Source organism: Borrelia anserina Es (assembly GCF_001936255.1).
GTDB lineage: Bacteria > Spirochaetota > Spirochaetia > Borreliales > Borreliaceae > Borrelia > Borrelia anserina.
Genome location: NZ_CP013704.1, coordinates 725,971 through 744,615 on the forward strand (window position 1 = coordinate 725,971; position 18,645 = coordinate 744,615).

The 18,645-nt window shown below is 29.7% G+C and carries 19 protein-coding genes and 2 tRNA genes; 20 read left to right on the forward strand and 1 reads right to left on the reverse strand.

Going from position 1 to position 18,645, the window contains the following annotated elements; translation table 11 throughout:
• Nucleotides 1-118 precede the first annotated feature (118 nt).
• The 13 genes from fusA to rnc all read left to right on the forward strand — a co-directional run bounded on the left by fusA (nucleotide 119) and on the right by rnc (nucleotide 10,034).
• The gene (gene fusA / locus N187_RS03435) at nucleotides 119-2,128 is read left to right on the forward strand and encodes an elongation factor G (protein ID WP_025419845.1); all 2,010 of its coding nucleotides are present in this window, start codon (nucleotides 119-121) and stop codon (nucleotides 2,126-2,128) included.
• A 304-nt stretch (nucleotides 2,129-2,432) separates the two neighbouring features.
• Nucleotides 2,433-3,641: a host adaptation transcriptional regulator BadR gene (gene badR, locus N187_RS03440; protein ID WP_025419846.1), complete on the forward strand. Its 1,209-nt coding sequence runs from the start codon at nucleotides 2,433-2,435 to the stop codon at nucleotides 3,639-3,641.
• Nucleotides 3,642-3,702: 61 nt separating this feature from the next.
• Nucleotides 3,703-5,052: a signal recognition particle protein gene (gene ffh, locus N187_RS03445; RefSeq protein WP_025419847.1), complete on the forward strand. Its 1,350-nt coding sequence runs from the start codon at nucleotides 3,703-3,705 to the stop codon at nucleotides 5,050-5,052.
• Nucleotides 5,049-5,300, forward strand: a complete 252-nt coding sequence (gene rpsP / locus N187_RS03450; RefSeq protein ID WP_025419848.1) for a 30S ribosomal protein S16 — start codon at nucleotides 5,049-5,051, stop codon at nucleotides 5,298-5,300. The genes ffh and rpsP overlap by 4 nt, the downstream gene beginning before the upstream one ends.
• A 9-nt stretch (nucleotides 5,301-5,309) precedes the next feature.
• Nucleotides 5,310-5,558, forward strand: coding sequence for a KH domain-containing protein (locus N187_RS03455; protein WP_011772630.1), 249 nt, complete (start codon nucleotides 5,310-5,312; stop codon nucleotides 5,556-5,558).
• Between the two features lie 3 nt (nucleotides 5,559-5,561).
• Nucleotides 5,562-6,062 (forward strand): ribosome maturation factor RimM, encoded by a 501-nt coding sequence (gene rimM / locus N187_RS03460; RefSeq protein ID WP_025419849.1) that lies wholly within the window; start codon nucleotides 5,562-5,564, stop codon nucleotides 6,060-6,062.
• A complete protein-coding gene (gene trmD / locus N187_RS03465; RefSeq protein ID WP_025419850.1) occupies nucleotides 6,059-6,778 on the forward strand; it encodes a tRNA (guanosine(37)-N1)-methyltransferase TrmD in 720 nt (239 codons plus the stop codon). The genes rimM and trmD overlap by 4 nt, the downstream gene beginning before the upstream one ends.
• Nucleotides 6,756-7,118, forward strand: coding sequence for a 50S ribosomal protein L19 (rplS, locus tag N187_RS03470; protein ID WP_025419851.1), 363 nt, complete (start codon nucleotides 6,756-6,758; stop codon nucleotides 7,116-7,118). Before trmD ends, rplS begins: the two co-directional genes overlap by 23 nt.
• Before the next feature lie 640 nt (nucleotides 7,119-7,758).
• Entirely contained in the window at nucleotides 7,759-8,298 is a 540-nt protein-coding gene (locus tag N187_RS03475; protein ID WP_025419852.1) for a hypothetical protein, read from the forward strand.
• Between the two features lie 2 nt (nucleotides 8,299-8,300).
• Nucleotides 8,301-8,798 (forward strand): pantetheine-phosphate adenylyltransferase, encoded by a 498-nt coding sequence (gene coaD, locus N187_RS03480; RefSeq protein WP_025419853.1) that lies wholly within the window; start codon nucleotides 8,301-8,303, stop codon nucleotides 8,796-8,798.
• 51 nt (nucleotides 8,799-8,849) lie between these two features.
• Nucleotides 8,850-9,032 (forward strand): 50S ribosomal protein L32, encoded by a 183-nt coding sequence (gene rpmF / locus N187_RS03485; RefSeq protein WP_025419854.1) that lies wholly within the window; start codon nucleotides 8,850-8,852, stop codon nucleotides 9,030-9,032.
• A gap of 22 nt (nucleotides 9,033-9,054) precedes the next feature.
• On the forward strand, nucleotides 9,055-9,297 hold the full coding sequence (acpP, locus tag N187_RS03490; RefSeq protein WP_025419855.1) for an acyl carrier protein: 243 nt from the start codon (nucleotides 9,055-9,057) through the stop codon (nucleotides 9,295-9,297).
• Nucleotides 9,298-9,362: 65 nt separating this feature from the next.
• On the forward strand, nucleotides 9,363-10,034 hold the full coding sequence (gene rnc / locus N187_RS03495; protein WP_233275075.1) for a ribonuclease III: 672 nt from the start codon (nucleotides 9,363-9,365) through the stop codon (nucleotides 10,032-10,034).
• Here rnc and N187_RS03500 read toward each other — a convergent pair.
• On the reverse strand, nucleotides 10,006-11,229 hold the full coding sequence (locus tag N187_RS03500; RefSeq protein WP_025419857.1) for a CCA tRNA nucleotidyltransferase: 1,224 nt from the start codon (nucleotides 11,227-11,229) through the stop codon (nucleotides 10,006-10,008). The genes rnc and N187_RS03500 overlap by 29 nt on opposite strands.
• 167 nt (nucleotides 11,230-11,396) lie before the next feature.
• On the opposite strand from N187_RS03500, the gene N187_RS03505 reads away from it, so the two are divergent.
• From N187_RS03505 to rpoD, 7 genes are all read left to right on the forward strand, one after another.
• Complete coding sequence (locus tag N187_RS03505) at nucleotides 11,397-13,163, forward strand: hypothetical protein (protein ID WP_025419858.1); 1,767 nt, start codon at nucleotides 11,397-11,399, stop codon at nucleotides 13,161-13,163.
• 6 nt (nucleotides 13,164-13,169) lie between these two features.
• Complete coding sequence (locus tag N187_RS03510; protein WP_025419859.1) at nucleotides 13,170-13,493, forward strand: hypothetical protein; 324 nt, start codon at nucleotides 13,170-13,172, stop codon at nucleotides 13,491-13,493.
• A 69-nt stretch (nucleotides 13,494-13,562) separates the two neighbouring features.
• Nucleotides 13,563-13,637, forward strand: a tRNA-Thr gene (locus tag N187_RS03515).
• A 4-nt stretch (nucleotides 13,638-13,641) separates the two neighbouring features.
• Nucleotides 13,642-13,723, forward strand: a tRNA-Tyr gene (locus N187_RS03520).
• A gap of 219 nt (nucleotides 13,724-13,942) precedes the next feature.
• Nucleotides 13,943-14,977, forward strand: coding sequence for an endolytic transglycosylase MltG (gene mltG, locus N187_RS03525; RefSeq protein ID WP_025419860.1), 1,035 nt, complete (start codon nucleotides 13,943-13,945; stop codon nucleotides 14,975-14,977).
• A gap of 6 nt (nucleotides 14,978-14,983) precedes the next feature.
• Entirely contained in the window at nucleotides 14,984-16,756 is a 1,773-nt protein-coding gene (gene dnaG, locus N187_RS03530; protein ID WP_025419861.1) for a DNA primase, read from the forward strand.
• A complete protein-coding gene (rpoD, locus tag N187_RS03535) occupies nucleotides 16,749-18,641 on the forward strand; it encodes an RNA polymerase sigma factor RpoD (RefSeq protein WP_025419862.1) in 1,893 nt (630 codons plus the stop codon). Before dnaG ends, rpoD begins: the two co-directional genes overlap by 8 nt.
• Nucleotides 18,642-18,645 lie beyond the last annotated feature (4 nt).

Sequence of the window (18,645 nt, forward strand, 5' to 3'; positions counted from 1 at the left end):
ATATAAAAATAAGTTTTAATAATTTATTTTGTATGTATGGATTAATCATATAATAATTATGATTTAACTGAAGAAAGCTATAGCAGGATCTATAGCTTTCATGATATTTGAGGGCTTTATGGAAATTAGAAATATTGGGATTATGGCACATATTGATGCTGGAAAGACTACTACTACAGAAAGAATTATATATTATACTGGTAGGACTCATAAAATAGGTGATGTTGATTCTGGCAATACTGTTACTGATTGGATGCCACAAGAGCAGGAGAGGGGTATTACGATTAGTTCTGCTGCTATTACTTGTTATTGGAGAAATCACCAGATAAATATTATTGATACTCCTGGTCATGTTGATTTTACAGCTGAAGTTGAAAGATCTCTTCGTGTTCTTGATGGTGGGATTGTTATTTTTAGTGCTGTTGATGGAATTCAGGCACAAACTGAGACGGTATGGAAGCAGGCATCAAAATATGGTATTCCAAGACTTGCTTACGTTAATAAAATGGATCGTGTAGGAGCTAATTTTTTTAAGTTAGTTGAAGATATAAAAAATAAATTTGGTATAGTTCCAATTGTTTTACAAATTCCAATTGGGAGTGAGAATGGATTTGAAGGAGTTATAGATATTATTCGAAATAAGGAATTGCATTTTGAATTTAGGGATGGCAAGCCCATTTTACTTGAGGATGTAGTTCGTGAAGAATTTGTTGAAAATGTCAAAATTTTTAGGACTAATTTAATAGACTCTCTTAGTAATTTTAGTGAAAGAATTACTGAGCTTTTTCTTGAAAATTCTGTTATTGATAATTCTCTTATAATTGAAGAGATCAGAAGATGTACTATTAATGGTTTTATTGTTCCTGTTTTGATGGGAACCAGCCTTAAAAATATTGGTATAGAGCCTTTAATAGATGCTATTGTGGATTATCTTCCAAGTCCTTTTGAAAAACAGATTAATGCCCATTCTTTAAAAATGGGTAGAAGTGTGTCCATTGATCCTAAAAATGAGAAAAAATTATCTGCACTTGTGTTTAAGGTTCAATATTTTAGCGCAATTGCTGCCCATCTTTATTTTATTAGGGTATATTCAGGGGAATTGAGTTCATCTAAGCGAGTTATTAATGTTTCTAATAATAAACGTGAAAAATTTACAAGAATTTTTCGAGTTTATTCAAATAAAAATGAGCAAATTAATGAAGTTAGAGCAGGCGATATTGGAGCAGTTATTGGACTTAAATATTCTATAACGGGAGATACTCTTGTTGAAGAGGGAAATGAGATTATACTTGAACCTTTAGTATTTCCAGAGCCAGTTGTTTTAATGTCTATTGAGCCAGAGAGAGCATCTGATGATGCTAGACTTAAAGAAATTCTTGAAATCATTGCTAAAGAGGACCCTACGTTTGGTTATAAGGAAAGCAAAGAAACAGGACAATTGTTGGTATCTGGAATGGGTGAGCTACATCTTGAGATTATTACTGTAAGAATTAGAGATGAGTTTAAACTTAATGTTTATACAGGCAAGCCTCAAGTAAGCTATAGAGAAAGTTTAAGTTTGGCAGTCAGTGATGTATTTGAATTTATTAATATATTTGCAGGTAAAGAAATTAATTTAAAAATTGGCATGATTCTTAGTCCTTTAGCAAGAGGTGAAGGAAATAAAATTGAGTTTGAATGTGATGTTGAACCTTTGCTTAAATCTGCGATATTAAGGGGTGTTACTTCTTCCTTTGCAAGTGGCATTATTGGATATCCTATTATTGACGTGGAAGTTAAGATTACTTCATTGGATTATGACAAATCTAAGGTTAATGATTCTGTTATTGAGTCAATATCAAGTCTTGCTTTTAATGAATTTTTTAAGAAAGCAAATCCTATTAAGCTTGAGCCAGTAATGATGTTAGAAATTAGAACTCCCATTGAGTATACTGGAGAGGTTGTTTCTACATTGAATTTTGTTGGTGGAATGATTCACTCTATTAGTAATGTTGGAGGGTATGAGATGATAAAGGCTGAAGCAGCTTTTGAAAAACTTTTTGGGTATACTTCTGTTTTAAGAAGTGCTACTAAGGGTAGAGGAGCTTTTACTATGGAATTTTCATACTTTAAAGAAAAGTATGAGTGATATTATTAAAAATATTTTGAAGTAATTTGTGTGTAACTTTATATCTTTGAATGAGATAGTACACATTTATTTGTATTTGATTTTGTAAAGTTTGGGTAGTATTTTCCTTTAGTTTATTAGCTTTAAAGTTTGTATTTTAATGCTTTGTTGGATTATTTTAATGGTGAGGGAAATATAAGATATTTTTCGTTATTAAAAAAGATTCTTTTTGTCTTGTAAGTGCTACTAGAATATTAAGGTGATTTTTTGATATCATGTCTTATTATTAATATTTTTTTATTTTAAAAATAAAGGAGGTTGTGTTATGCAGGGTGAGAACATGGTTTCAATTAGAGGTGGTAATAGAAAAAAAATACTCCTTAGTTTAAAGAATATGCAGTATTCGAGGACGGATTTGGCTCGTAAGTTATCATTGACGAATGCAGCTGTGACTATTCTTACTAATCATATGATTAAGGAGAATATCTTAGTTGAGGTTGGTTCAAAGGAATCAGGTATTAAAAAGCATGGGCGAAAAGAGATACTTCTTGATATTAATAAGGATTTTGCGTATTCAATGGGAGTAATTATTTCGAGTAATTATTTTCAAATAGGAATTGCAAACCTTAAATGTGAGGTTTTAATAAGTGAGACTTATTCTTTTGAGCCACCAGTTAGTGCTTATGAGATCTTGGAAAAAATTAAAGATCATATGATTGAAATTATCTGGAAACATAATTTTTCAAGGGATAAATTTATTGGTTTGGGATTTAGTATTACTGGTATCATTAAGGATAAAGAATCTGGTATTGTTAATGATAGTCATGGTGCATGGATTGAAAAGGATGTGCCTGTTAAAGCTATATTAGAAGAGTATTTTTCGCTTACGGTGTATCTTGAGAGTTATGTTAAAAACCTTTCTCTTGCTGAGTTTATGGGTAAAAATGTGGATAACATTATGTTTTTTGATTATACAGATACCGCAGAGCTTTCTATTTGGTCTGATGGTAATGTTTATTCTGGTTTTAATAATAAATCTGGTATGGTTAGTCATATGGTAATTGATTATGGAGGGGAGAAAAATTGTCCTACATGCGGAAATAAGGGTTGTGTTAATATGTTGATATCTAATTTTGCACTTCAACGTTTGATTTCAAAAGAGTTTATGAATGGAGAGATTCCTGAGCTTTATGACAAGTATGAAGGTAGGCTTAAAAAAGTTACGATATATGACATTTTTGCTCTTCATGATAAATATGAATTTATACATAAAATAATGGAAGATACGGTAAAGTGCTTGGCAATAGTTATTATTAATATTCAAAGGGTTCTTGATTTTAATTATTTAGTGCTTTATGGGCAAAGTTTTAAGCTTAAGAATTTTTTTGACTTGTTAAAAGAAGAAATCAAACGTTTGAATAAAGAGAGAATAATACTAAAGCTTAGTTCTCTAGATACTGAGGTGTCTGTTGTTGGACCTGCTTCTAGCGTTATATTTAATAAATTCTATCTGACAGGGGGAGATATTGATTAATATTTTCTTTTTTTGTATTGTATATTTTATAGGATTTTTTTACAAATGAAGGTGATTTTTGGTGTTTGAAAATTTAGGTACAGGCTTTAAAGATTTTGTAAAGTATATCTCTGGAAAATCTGTTATAAATGAGAAAAATATTAAAGCAGCCATTGACACTATTAAAAATGCCTTAATTGAAGCTGATGTTAATTTAAGAGTTGTAAGGCGTTTTGTAAATTCTATTGTTGAAGAAGCAAAGGGGATTAAAGTTTTAAGAAGTGTTGATCCTAAGTCTCAATTTATTAAGATTGTTAATGATAAACTTGTAGCTTTTTTAGGTGATAAGCAATCTGAGCTTGTTTTAAATCCCATTAATAAATTGTCATGCATTTTGATGCTTGGCCTTCAGGGCTCTGGAAAAACTACAACATGTGCAAAACTTGCGATGCGACTTAGATCAGAGAATCGGAAAATCCTTCTTGTTGCTGCAGATACTTTTAGGGCAGCAGCAGTTGATCAGCTAAAGGTTTTAGGTATGCAAATAGGTGTTTCCGTTTTTGCTCTTGAGGATGAGACTGATCCTATTAGAGTTGTAAAGAAATCCATTGAGTATGCTAAGAAGGAGCTCTTTAATACCGTCATAATAGATACTAGAGGTCGCCTTGAAGTTGAAGATTTATTGCTAAAAGAGGTAAGAGAGATTAAGAATATTGTGACTCCTACGGAAACAATATTAGTTGCTGATGCGATGACAGGTCAGGTTGCTGTAAATGTTGCTAAGGAATTTAATGAAAGTGTTGGGATTACAGGTGTAGTTTTTACAAAATTTGATTCTGATGCTAGAGGTGGTGCAATACTTTCACTTAAAACTATTTGTGGAGCTCCTATTAAATTTATTGGAATTGGAGAGAAACCAGAAGATCTTGATATTTTTTATCCAGATAGGGTTGCTTCACGGATTCTTGGAATGGGGGATATTGTTAGTCTTGTTGAGAAAGCTCAGAGCGTCATAGATAGGGAGGAAGCTTTAAGACTTGAAGAAAAAGTTAGAAAAGCTAGTTTTAATTTTGAAGATTATTTAAATCAATTTAAGTATATGCGTAATATGGGAGGAATTTCTAAGTTAATGGGGATGATTCCAGGTGTTTCACCAGAAATGTTAAGTCATGGTATTAATGAAAGAGAACTTAAAAAAGAAGAGGCTATTATCCTTTCTATGACTAAAAAAGAAAGGTTAAATCCTGTTATTTTAAATAGTCCTTCAAGGAAGAAAAGAATAGCTTTGGGGAGTGGGACAACAATTTTTGAGGTAAATAAGCTTATTAAAAAGCTTAATCAGACAGTTTTAATGATGAAAAAAATGAAAAATAAAAGTTTTCAAAATAAAATAGCATCTATTTTAGGAGGTAAAGGAGGAATGGTAGATTGAGTGTGAGAATAAGATTGAAAAGGATGGGGGCAAAAAAGAGACCTTATTATCGAATTGTAGTAATGGATTCTGCTTCGCCTAGAGATGGACGAGCTATTGAGGAGCTTGGATATTATCATCCTGTTGAAAGTCAAAATCAAATCAAAATAAGCGAGGATAAAGTTAGAAATTGGATAAGCAAAGGCGCTATTCTAAGTGATACGGTTAAGAGAATTTTAAATAAGAAGAATTTTAAAGTTAAGAGTTAGGAGGACTTAATGAAAGAGTATGGCAATGAAATTGAGCTTATAGAATTTGTAGTAAAGTCTCTTGTAGATAAAAGGGATGAGGTTAAATTAAATGTAGTTGAAGGTGAGAAGTCTACTATTTTAGAATTAAGAGTTTCTGCAAATGATGTAGGTAAAATAATTGGAAGAAGAGGACGTATCGCAAGAGCTATTAGGACACTTCTTAGTGCTTGTGCTGCAAAGACAAATAGGAGAGTTCAGTTAGAAATTTTGGACTAATTTATGTTTATAAAGGGCATAATATTGTCATCTTATGGGGTTAATGGATATGCTAAAGTTAAAAGCATATCCAATAATTTTGATGATTTTTTTGGGTTAAAGGGTAATAAATTAGTTTTAAAGAAAAACAGTTGCTCTTCTATTGAGGTTAGGGTTGAAGACATATCTTTAATGAATAATTCGTTATTGTTGAAATTTGAAGAATTCAGTACTCCTGAGCCTATTAAGAATTTAATCGGCTTTGAGTTATGGGTAAGTGATGAATTTGCATCTAAATTGGAAGAGGGTGAATATTATTTTGGAGAGCTTATTGGTTATAAGCTTGTTAATAACGGAAAAGAGTTAGGCATTGTTGTGTCCTTTTTCGAGTGTGTAAAATCGATTCTTCTTGAAATTAAGGTTGAAAATAAGTTATTTTTTGTCCCCTTTTTAGATGTTTATCTTGGGGATATTGATAGAGAATTGAAAACTATTGAGCTTAAGGTATTAGATCTCTTAAAATGAAAATTACTATTCTTTCTCTATTTCCTTCAATCATTACTCCATTTTTTGAAAATTCAATAATGAAAAAAGTTATAGATAGAGGCATTATAAGTTATGAAATTATATATATTCGTGACTTTTCTAATGATAAACATAAAAAATGTGATGACATTCCTTATGGTGGGGGTGCAGGTATGGTTTTAACAGCCCAGCCTGTTTCTGATGCTCTTGAATACATAAATGCTAAATCTAAAACCACGATATTTGTAAGTCCATCTGGGTTGAAATATACCCAAAAATTGGCTTATGACTTGTCAAAAAAAAGTGAACTTGTTATAATTTGTGGAAGATATGAAGGGCTTGATCAGCGTGCAATTGATTTGTATGTTGATCTTGAAATTTCGGTTGGGGATTATATATTATCTTCAGGTGAAGTTGGTGCTCTTGTTATAATAGATAGTGTATATAGGTTGTTAGATGGTGTAATAAATCCAAATTCCTTGCAAGAGGAGTCTTTCAGTTTTGAGTATGGCTTACTTGAGTATCCTCATTATACTAGGCCTTATGAATTTAAGGGATTGAAAGTTCCTGATGTGCTTTTATCAGGCCATCACGAGGAAATAAGAAAATGGAGATTTATTAAGTCTGTTGAAAAGACAAAGAAAAATAGATATGATTTGTACCTTAAGTATTTGGAGATGAGAGGAGAAGATGATGGATTTAATAAGAAAAATTGAAGCTCAAGGAAAGAGAACAGAAAATTTTGATTTTAGAGTAGGAGATACTATACGTGTTAGTTATAAGATAATTGAAGGCGCTAATGAGAGAGTTCAAAATTTTGAGGGTCTTGTTATATCTATTCAAAATAAAGGGATTGGACAAACTTTTTTAGTTAGAAAAATTTCATCGGGTATTGGAGTTGAGAAAATTTTTCCAATGCATTCACCTATTATAGAGAAAGTTCAGATTTTAAAGCGAGGAAAGGTAAGACGTGCTAAGCTTTACTATATGAGAGATAGGATTGGTAAAGCTGCTATGAAAGTAAAAGAGCGTTTTAATTTTAATAAACTTAAATAGTACTCAAATATCTGGACTTACTTTGGGTAAAACTCTTGCTCTAAATGGGAAATTAGAAATTATTAAATTTCTTTATGATAGGTTACTTTTTGGTGCAATTGTTATCAAGTAAGTAGTGGCTTACCTTTAATAAAGGTAAGGAACACAAAACTTTATTAAAATTTATGATTATTTTGGTAGTGGGTTATAATTATAAGGTAAGATAATAAGCTAACGGTTTTTATTGCAAACGATGATAATTTATAATTTCATTATTTTGATTCCCTTCAGGTATTGGCTTATTTTTTTATTTTCTTATGGATATTTGAAAATAGTTTATAGATAGAGTTTTATTTGTTATTTTAATGGTCGGAAAATTATTTTTGGATTAATAAGTACAATTTTTATTGTAAATCAGAATATGTGCATTAGAGAGCTGATAAGTTCTCTTTTTTTGTTATAATATAATTTGATATAAACATATTAAATTCAATCTAGAAATTTGAGAATTGTGATTGTAAAGTTCAATATATATAGTGAATATGGCATGAGGATATATCATATTTATTGCTTTAAGTCATTTGATATGTTACTTTTGACCTTATATTTAATTTTGAGGGAGAGATTACTTATTTGACTGATGTAATTGAAGGAGATAGCATTGAAGTTTGATCAAAGGAAAGCTTATGGTGGTAATGATTTAAGAAATGATGGTAGAAGTCATTATCGAAAAATGAGAAGAATAAGATCTGATCTTAAAAGACAAAATAATGCAGTTTTCAATGTTAATGATAACAAATCTGTGAACACTAATTTTAATAATCAAAAGAGTTGTGAGGATAATAAACAAAGAGGTTTTAGTAAGGATCGTAGATCGCGTATAAGGTTTACAGGGGTTTGCCCTATTTGTGAGAAACCGATTAGATGTGTTATTTCTTGTATGTCTATGAAATTTAATGGTGAGGATAAGCCTATACATTTTGATTGTGCTATTGGTAAGGTGAAATCTGAGAATGAGCTTTTAAAGAATGAAAGTCTAGTGTACAGAGGTGTTGGTAAATTTTTTGTCGTTGATAAATCTGTTAAAGGGAATAACTTGGCTTTTAAAATAGTTAAAGAGATTGATTTTGAAAATTTAGAGAGTCGTCCTATTTGGCGAAATAAAATTCTTCAAGAAATAAATAAAGGATTTAAATTTTAATTATGAGGGTAGCATTATTCCCTGGTTCATTTGATCCTATTACTTGGGGACATATTGATTTAGTGAAGAGAGCATCAATGGTTTTTGATAAAATTATTGTTCTTGTTGCTAATAATAGTGCAAAGAATTATTTACTTAGTGATATTGAAAGATATGAACTTGCTTCTGAGGTTATTTCATCTTTAAAATTGCCAAGAGTTATTGTAGATAGGTATGATGGAATTATTTTGGATTATGCTTTAAAAAATAGTATTGGTTTTATTGTGAGAGGTGTTAGGGCTTTTCATGATTTTGAGTTTGAATTTGAAAGATATGTTGTTAATAATAAGCTTAGTCCTTTGGTAGACACAATATTTTTACCAAGTAGTAATAAATATTTGTTTGTAAGGTCAGATCTTGTTAAAGAATTGATGAAGAATAAGAATTTTGATCTCTCAAGTTTTATTCCTGAGTTAGTGCAAAAAAAGTTAAAATCCAAGTTTGTTGACAAATTATCTTAATAATATATATATTATTAAGATATGTTTGTTTATGTTTAAGGAGACAAAGAGATGGCTGTTCCAAAATTTAAGCCTTCAAAGTCTAGAAGTAGGACAAGGCGCAGTATAAATATGAAAATAAAAACACCTCAACTTCAAGAGTGTTCAAATTGTAGCAATCTTGGAGTAAGACACAGAGTATGTGTGAAGTGTGGTTATTATAGAAATACTCAATATTTAAAATTAGAATTGTAGTTTAAACGAGGAATATTTTTTTATGGATCAAAGTGAGATTTTTAAAAAAGTTAGGTCGATCATATCCGAGCAGCTTGATAAAAAAGAAGACGAAATTACTATGGAATCTAGATTTGTTGAGGATCTTGGTGCAGATAGTCTTGACATTTATGAACTTTTATATTTGCTTGAGGAAGCATTTGATGATAAGATTCCAGAAAATGAGGCTAGTGAATTTGAAACTGTAGGTGATGTTGTCGCCTTTATTGAGAAAAAAAAGGATTAAATATAGTGGGTTTTTCTGTCATAAATTTGGACGTAGAGAGGAGAAGAAAATTAAATGAGTTTTTGATGGGTTTACATATTGATTTTAATGATATTAATCTATTGAATATGTCTTTAAGCCATTCATCATATGCAAATGAGTTTGATCAGAGGTATGTTAATAATGAGAGATTAGAGTTTTTAGGAGATTCTGTTCTTAATCTTATTATTACAGATTACTTGTATAAATTTTATCCTGGTAAGAGTGAAGGTGAGCTTAGTAAAGCCAGATCTTATATTGTAAGTGAAGAGTCTCTTTCAAGTATTGCTAGGGAAATTGGTCTTGGTGAGTATATTTTACTTGGTAAAGGCGAGGAGAGTAATGATGGACGCAATAAGAAAGGTATTCTTGCAGATGCTATTGAGGCTTTTGTAGGTGCACTTTATCTTGATGGTGGTTTTTTAAAAGCTTCGGCTTTTGTGGTAGAGCTCTTTGAAGTGCACATAAGATTAATGTTTAATCGTGGTGATTTTAAAGATTATAAAAGCCTTTTACAAGAATATATTCAAAAGAAGTATAAGATTTCTCCAAGTTATAGGTTGGCCCAAGAGTTAGGTCCTGATCATAATAAGGTTTTTTGTGTTGAACTTTATGTGAATGATAAATTTGTATCTAATGGTAAGGGAAAATCTAAAAAAGAAGCAGAAATGATAGCAGCTGAAATGGCACTTAAAAATATTTCAAATATTGATCTTTAATTTTTTTAATTAGAATCTCTTTTTTGTTTAATTTGGGATTAATTAGTACTTCTCTTAATAGATAGTTAAGGATTTGTCCAATTTTTTTATTATCTGTTAATTGAATGTTTTTAATATCATTACCATTTATTTTCAGTTCTTTTAAAGATAGTGGGTCATTTAGTAACTTTTTGCTTTTTATCTTATTTAGAATAAACTTGAGTTTTTTATCTTTTCCTTTAAGAGCTTTATATATGTCAAGTATTTCTTTGTAACTTTCTCTGGTGGCTTTGCTTAACATTATTCGGATGTCATGTAGTTTTTTAATTCTTAGAGTGTTAATTTCATTAACAACGGTTTTATAAAATAATATTAATTTAATGTCTTTATTTGAAAATCTGAGTAATTTTAAATTTTCTTTTAAGCATGAGATGTCTTGTTTGATTGTAAAAATGACTATTGCTTTTAAGTAAAATTTGTCTCTGTTTAAGGCGTTAATTTGATTTTTTGATTTTTTGTTTATTTTTATGTTAAAAAAGTAATTGAAGAAATTTACTTTTTGTAGGTAGTTGATTCCGTTTATTGGATTTTTGCCTTCTAGAAGTTTAATAAGTTCATTGTTTATTCTTTCTTTTGATAAGAATAAGATGTTTTCTTTTTTATATTTCATGGATGTTAATGTATTCTTTTCAATTGTGAAATTGAGAGTTGATGCGAATCTGGCGGCTCTGAGTATTCTAAGGGCATCTTCTTCAAATCTTTGATTTGGTTCTCCTATACATTTTATTCTTTTTTTATTAAGGTCTTGCCTGCCATTATAGCAATCTATTATTTTTCCATTTAGTGTATTCATTGCGATTGAGTTTATTGTAAAATCTCTTCTTTGAAGATCGTCATTTAAGTTTTTTGTGAATTTTACTTTTTTAGGAGATCTTTTGTTTTTATAGTCTATGTCTATTCTGTAAGTTGTAACTTCGAAAATATTTTTGTTGAAGATTATACTTATTGTACCATGTTTTATTCCCGTTTTCATATTGTTCGGGAATAGTTGCATTATTTCTTCTGGAGTTGCATTTGTTGTAAAGTCAAAATCATTAGGTATCTTCTTAAGAAGCAAGTCTCTTAAAGCACCTCCGACTAGAAAAAATTCATAATTATGATCATTAAAAATCTTGCTAATTTTTATTATATCTTTAGTATTAGTGCCTAGATTCATATAGAAATATTATAGTTAAAATACTATTTTATAAGGTTAAAATATAGGTTGCAATACTACTTTTTCTAAGGTTAAAATATAATTTTAGTTTATTCTTAAAATATCATAAAATAATATTTGTTTGATTTTGTATTTTATATTTAGACATTATTTATAAATGGGGATTTATGGGCAAATTTAATATTAGCATATATGATTCTATTGAGAAGCTTTCAAAAGATTCAAGGGCCAAATTAGTAAAAGAGATTAAAAAGAATCTGAGCTTAAATTCTTCAGTATTATCTGAAAATAATTTTCATTACTTAGATTCAGGTTCTGCTGTTCAAATTGATGATTTTCTGTCTAAAAAGTTTATGGAAGAATCATTTTGGGTAAGAATATGGGTGTATATTTTAAATTTTTTCCAAAGAGATAAAACTAAAGAAGAGATTTATAAAGTGCATCTTATAAGAAATTTAGAAAATCATGTTAATGGCATGTACAAAAATCCTGTTATAGATTTTAGGAAAGGGTATCTACGGGTAGGTTTTATAGAGATGGTTTTTGGACTTTATTGCCATTTAGTGAAACTTAAAGAGTATTTTAAGATGCTGGAGACAGGCAATATTGTTGAACAAGCAATGTTTGAGGTTATTCAAAATAAGATCCCTGATGCTTTGTTCAGGATGGAAGATTTTTTAGCACTTGAAGAGTATGAACAATTCTTGAGAAAAGATAAAAGTCAAAATGAGTTAGAAGAGATTATTAAAGTAAAAATTAGCAATTATATTAATTCAATTCCTGCACAAACTTATGCAGTTGTAGAAAATATGTTTGAATTTTTTTATGTTTTAAATAGTATTGCGTTTTTTCCTTACAAGTCTTTTTTTGCTTTCTTTAATTTTGAGCTTTTAGACGATACAGATAATTTTGATGTTGCAAATCTTGATGGAACAGTTAGTACCAGTTTTGAGAGTGTTGATAAGTATTTTAAGTGTTTTTTTGAGCTTTTGCATGCACTAAAAGATGTTGAGATAAATGAAGAAGTTTTAAAAAATATTGTTAAGAATTATTTTTTAATAGTGAAATCAAATGATAATGGCATTTTAAGTGAAGAGAATCTTTTAGAAATTGATTTTATGTTCAAGAGAATTTTGGATATTATGACAAAAATTATTAGCTTGTCAAGAACTTTGCCTTATTTAGATGTTTTTAAAATTTATCATGAAAATCCAGTCTTAAAACCCAGGAAGTATGTTCCTTGCTTTGATGTAAGGAGTTTTTATGAAAATGTTTTATTTTTAAATGTTAGTGGTCAACTTATTAAAAACTATGCTAAGTCTTTGACGATACTTGTAAATAAAGAGCTTAGAAGCTTAATTAGAAATTATGGTGTTGTTATGGATGTAGAAAATACTCTTTTTAAAGGGCTGGAAATTGAGTATTCAATTTTTAAAAAGCTTTATTTTTTAAATGAGTTCTTTAGAGACATTTATGATGTAAAAATGATAGAAATATTGCGCACTGTCAACAATGTAGTACTGATAAACAATACTGATTTGAGAGGTTTATATATTAAACTTGAGAGAGATATAAGTGTACTGAGAAAAGAGGTTTATGATTTTTATTTCGAACTTAATGATAAAAAGGAGGAATATGAGAAATATAACAGAGATTATGATGGTGATGATTCTTATAGGGAGAGAATTTTGGAATGGTGTTTGGAAGAGGTTGGAACTGTTAAAAGGCTAATTTTTAATTTTATGAATTATTTTATTAATCTTAAGGAAAAATATATTGCTCTCTTGGAAAATAATAATGCTTTTATACAAAGTGCCCTTAATATTTCTCATAAATTATCTACAGGAGATAATCCGAAAATTAGTTTAAGTTATGTTATTAGCAATATTTTATTTATAATTAAACAAGCTCTTTTTATACTTAGGAATTTATAGGTTATTATGAAGAATTCTAGTGCAAATGATTTACGTTTATTGTCGGTTTTTATTAGGATTTTAGTAATAATTTTGTTTTTTAATTCTGTGCTTAGTTTGTTTATTTTTTTAGCAGGTGCTTATAATGTTTTTATGCCTTCTTTTCAGAAATTTTCACTTGAATTTGCAATTGTACTGAGTTCTGTTTCCTTTGGACTTGAATTTACTAGATTACTATTATTTTATCTTTTGCAAGGGAAACGGATTAATCATTATATAATTTTAGTGTTTAGTTTTATTATTTGTTTTTGTGCTTTTTTTATAAAAATTTTTCTTTCTCTTGAAGTTTGATTAATTTATTTTGATCCTGCTATTGACTAATATATTTTATTTTTATAAACTAACCATTAGCTTTATTGTGCCGACTTAGCTTAGCTGGCTTAGAGCAGTGGTCTTGTAAACCACAGGTCGTCGGTTCGAGTCCGACAGTCGGCTTTATGGGGCGGTACCGAAGTGGTTAACCGGGGCAGACTGTAAATCTGTTGGCGTTGCCTACGTGGGTTCGAATCCCACCCTCCCCAATTTGGAGTTATGATTTGTGTAAATTTCGTATGAGGTTTGATTTTTTTTCTTAATTCTTTGGGATGTAATTTTAATGTTATGTTTTTTGAGTATTTTGGCATTCATTTTAATGGGCTTTTAGTTAATCTTTATAATTTGTATTTGTAGAGATAATGTGCTTATTTAATTGAGGGCATGGAAGTGGGATTTTTTTCTTTTTAAATAGATTTTGAGTTCTTATGATAATGAGAAAGATTTTCATTTTCCTTTGTGTTTTGTTTATTATTTGCTCTGCCTCAGCAGTTTTTTTATGTTTCTTAAATTCTTCTCCTTTAAAGTCTGATTTGGTATATGAATTTGAAGTTCAAAAGGGATGGGGAGTAAAAAAAATTGCTTGGGAACTTAAGAAGAAAGGATTAATTAGGTCTGACAAACTATTAATAGCCATTTCCTATCTTTTTGGTAGTGATAAAAATTTTAGGGATGGTAAATATTTGATCAATGGTAATTGTTCAACTTTTGATGTTTATAAAGAATTTTTGAAAGGTAGACCTATACTCCCCATTAATATTACCATACCCGAGGGGTATACGGGTAGGAGAATAGCTTTAAAACTTCATGAATTAGGCATTATTAGTGATGTGCATAGTTTTATTAATTTAATAAATGATGTTGAGTTTATTAGTAAACTTGGACTTAGTTATAATTCTCTTGAAGGTTTTTTATTTCCAGATACTTATAAATTTTATAAGGATATGGATATGAGAGAAATAATTCAAATTTTTGTTGGCAATTTTTTTAGCAAACTTGGTTCTATTGGTATAGAGCGTAAGGCTTATTCTAGTGAAGAGCTTTATAATAAAGTGATAGTTGCTTCTATTGTTGAGCGTGAATATAGAGTTAAGAGTGAAGCACCAATAATGGCATCTGTTTTTTATAATAGGATAAAGTCTGATATGGCATTACAGTCTTGTGCTACAATTGAATATATTATTACTGAAGAATTAAGGAAACCCCATCCTGAGAGAATTTATTTTGCAGATTTAGAGATTAATTCTGTGTATAATACCTATATTAATAAAGGTTATCCTCCAAGTCCAATTTCTAACGCTGGTATTGTATCTTTAAAGGCGGCTTTTTTCCCTGATAATACAAATTATTTATTTTTTGTTGTGAAAGATCCAAAGATAGGAACTCATAAGTTTTCTTCAGATTATAGTGATCATCTACTAGCTGCAAATAGTTATATTCGTAATTTTATTACTAAGGATTAGAAAAGTATGGAATATGCTAAGGTTATAGATTTGATTAGACAGAGAGTTGATATTGTATCTTTAATAGGCGAACGTGTTAGATTGGTTAAATCGGGATCATCTTACAAAGGGCTTTGTCCTTTTCATGCTGAAAAGACACCTTCTTTTTCTATAACTCCTGCCCAGGGACTTTTTTATTGTTTTGGATGTAAAAAGGGAGGAGATGCTATAAAATTTTTGATGGATATTGAAAAGCTTGGTTATAATGATGCTATTAAGTCTTTATGCAGTAGGATAGGTATTGCATATGATGATATTAAGAAAAATAAGTCAGCTAGGGGTAAAACTCAAGATGAATCACTAACTTCAAAAATATATGATTTGAACTTTAAATTGATTAAGACCTTTTTATTTTTTTTAAATAATAGTCAAATAGTTTTGAATTATATTTTGCAGGAGAGAAAGATATCTAGAGAAGTTATTGATTTATTTAGTATTGGTTATTTGCAATACGATGTTTTAGATAAGTGGAGTTTTTATGATTTTTTGCTTTCAAAAGGATATTCTGATGAATTTTTGTGTAAAAGCGGTTTATTTTCAAAAAGAAAACGAAGATTTTCAATTTTGTCTGGAAGATTGATTTTTCCAATCAGAGATTTTAAAGGAAATGTGGTAGGCTTTGGAGGTAGGGATTTAGGTAAAGATAGTAAGATTAAGTATATTAATTCAAGTGAGACAGAGATTTTTAAAAAAAGGGAATTGCTTTATGGACTTTATGAAGGCTTGTCTGTAATCAAGGAAAGTAAATCTGTAATTTTGACAGAGGGTTACATAGACGTTCTTTCCTTTTTTACTGCTGGCATAAAAGTTGCGGTTTCTACGCTTGGTACTTCTTTTTCAAAGGAGCATCTTGCTTTAATTAGGAGATATGCAAATAAGATAATAATGTGTTTTGATGGTGATGATGCTGGGCTTTTGGCTACCTTTAAAGCTTATCAAATTTGTTTGCCGTTTGATGTCGATGTTAGTGTGATTAAAATGCAGTATGGGATTGATCCAGCAGATGTTTTAAAGAATGAGGGTGCTTCTGCCTTAAAGAGTATGCTCAATGATAGCTGTGATGCTTTTGAATATCTTTTGGAGGGATATTCAGGTAAATATGATTTAACTAAAACAATAGATTTGAATAGTATGATTGGATTGTTCATAAATTTGATAAGTTTTTCAAGTACTAATACGCAAAGGGATATTCTTTTAGGAAAACTTGAGAGAAAAGTGGGTATTAAGTTAGAGACTTTAAGAGCAGATTATTATAGTATGAGGGAAAAGAATGTGATTGTGAATTACAAGAGAAATACATGTTCTTATGAAGTAAACACTTATGAAAGATATTTATTAATTGCCTTATTGAAAGACTTTAATTATTTTACTATAATAAGGCGTAATATTAGTGATAGTGACTTATATGACGTTAATGTAAAAAAAATTTTTGTGTGTTTTGAGGACCTATTTGAAAATAATAAAGGTTTTTCATTGCTTAATTTAAAAGAATTATTAAAAAATAAGTATGATGTTAGTGAAGTTTTTTTTGAAAATATGCTGCAAGTAGAGTTTGAAGTAGATGATGAGATGGTTAAGCAAATTTTATTTGCAATTAAAAAGAGAAGAGTGGAGAATCGAATTTTAGTATTTAAAGAAATGAGCAAGGATAGTTTTTCGATAGATGCTAAAACCCAAATAAGAGAATTGATGTTTTTAAATATGCAACGAGAAAACTTGAGGATATGTTTGAATGAATAGTGTAGAAAGTAAAGATTTGCAGGCTTTTAAGAAGAAGAATTCAAAGATAATAAGGACTATTTTAAGTTATTTGAGAGACAAAAAGACAATTACATTTGAAGAATTATCTACCTTTTTATCAGGAGATATGTTAGAACCTGAAAATATTGATTATATTTATGGAGTTCTTGAGAATGAGGGAATAAGTTTGATTAATGAGAAGGCGGATTCAGATATCTGTGATATTGATGAGTTAGGTGATGTAAGTAAACTTGATAATCAGTGTATGATATTGGATGATGTTATTCATAGTGATGATGAAATTGATGATAAATTAGATGAATTTGATGATGAGACTTTAGATAAGGAAGATTTTAGTTCGGGATATATTAAGAGTAGCTTATTGAAAGATAGTAATTCTGAAGATCCGATAAGACTTTACTTAAAAGAAATAGGAAAGGAATTTTTATTAACTGGGAATCAAGAGGTTGAGCTTGCAAAGCAAATGGATTCTGGCGAGAACATAATTGAAAATATTCTTAAAAATGAAGGACTGGTTATAGAAAATTATTATAATTTATTTAATGCTATTTATTCAAGAGTAGATAAGGAAGAGTTTTTTAAAAAAGAAAAGGAAAGAGAAAGAGATAATAATTTTGATTATTATAACAAAAAAAAAAGAATCACTTCTTTTTATAAGGTTTCATTAAAGCCATTTCAAGATTGTTTAGTAAGATATATTGAAAAGAAACATAGATTGTATGAGCTTGGAGAAGATATTTTTGAAGAGAGTATTACTAAAGAAAGATTATATATAAAAGAGATGCTTAAGTCTGTTCCTTTATATCAAGAGGAATTACGCATTTTTTCAGATGATTACATTGATTCTGCTACCAAAATAAAGGATTTAAAGAGACAACAAAAGTCCATATTGGATAGATTAAAGGTTGATAAAGTAAGGAATCTTAGAATTCTTGGGAGAGATTTAGCTATTCCTGAGAGGCGGGAGAGGATAGAGAAATCTCTCAATATTCGAGAAGATCTTATTAAAGAGCAAATTACAGAAGCTCAACTTGCTCAAAAGGAGCTTGAGAGAATTGAGATGTATTATGAATATCCGATGGATAAAATAATAAGTATGTCGGAAGAAATTCTTAAGGGCAAGCAGATGATGCAGCATGCAAAAGATCAGCTGATTAAAGCTAACTTAAGGCTTGTGGTAAGTATTGCTAAAAAGTATGCTAATAGAGGATTACATTTCTTTGATCTTGTTCAAGAGGGCAATATTGGCTTAATTAAAGCAGTTGAGAAATTTGAGTATAAGCGGGGCTTTAAGTTTTCTACTTATGCTACATGGTGGATTCGTCAAGCAATAACGAGATCAATTTCAGATCAGGCACGTACTATTCGTGTGCCTGTACATATGATTGAGCAGATAAATAGGCTGAATAGAGAAACAAGGTACTTAGTTCAAGTTTTAGGTAAAGATCCTACGGATGAGGAGTTATCAGCTAGACTTGGGTGGGATCTTAAAAAGGTGAAAACTGTCAAAAATGTTTCAAGAGAGCCCGTTTCTCTTGAAACACCAATTGGGGAGGAAGAAGATTCTGTTCTTAGTGATTTTATTGAGGATAGGGCAATCAAAAATCCTGCGAAACACACATCTTTTGTGGTATTGCAAGATCAGATAAGGTCAGTTCTTGGTACTCTTCCAGAGAGAGAACAGGAAGTTGTTAAGATGAGATTTGGACTTGAAGATGGGTATTCTTTAACCCTTGAAGAAGTTGGACTGCATTTTAACGTTACAAGAGAGAGAATTAGACAGATTGAGTCTAAGGCTTTAAGGCGTCTTAAAAATCCTAAGAAAACTCAAAAACTTAAAGATTATTTAGAAGATTTAAATTGATAGG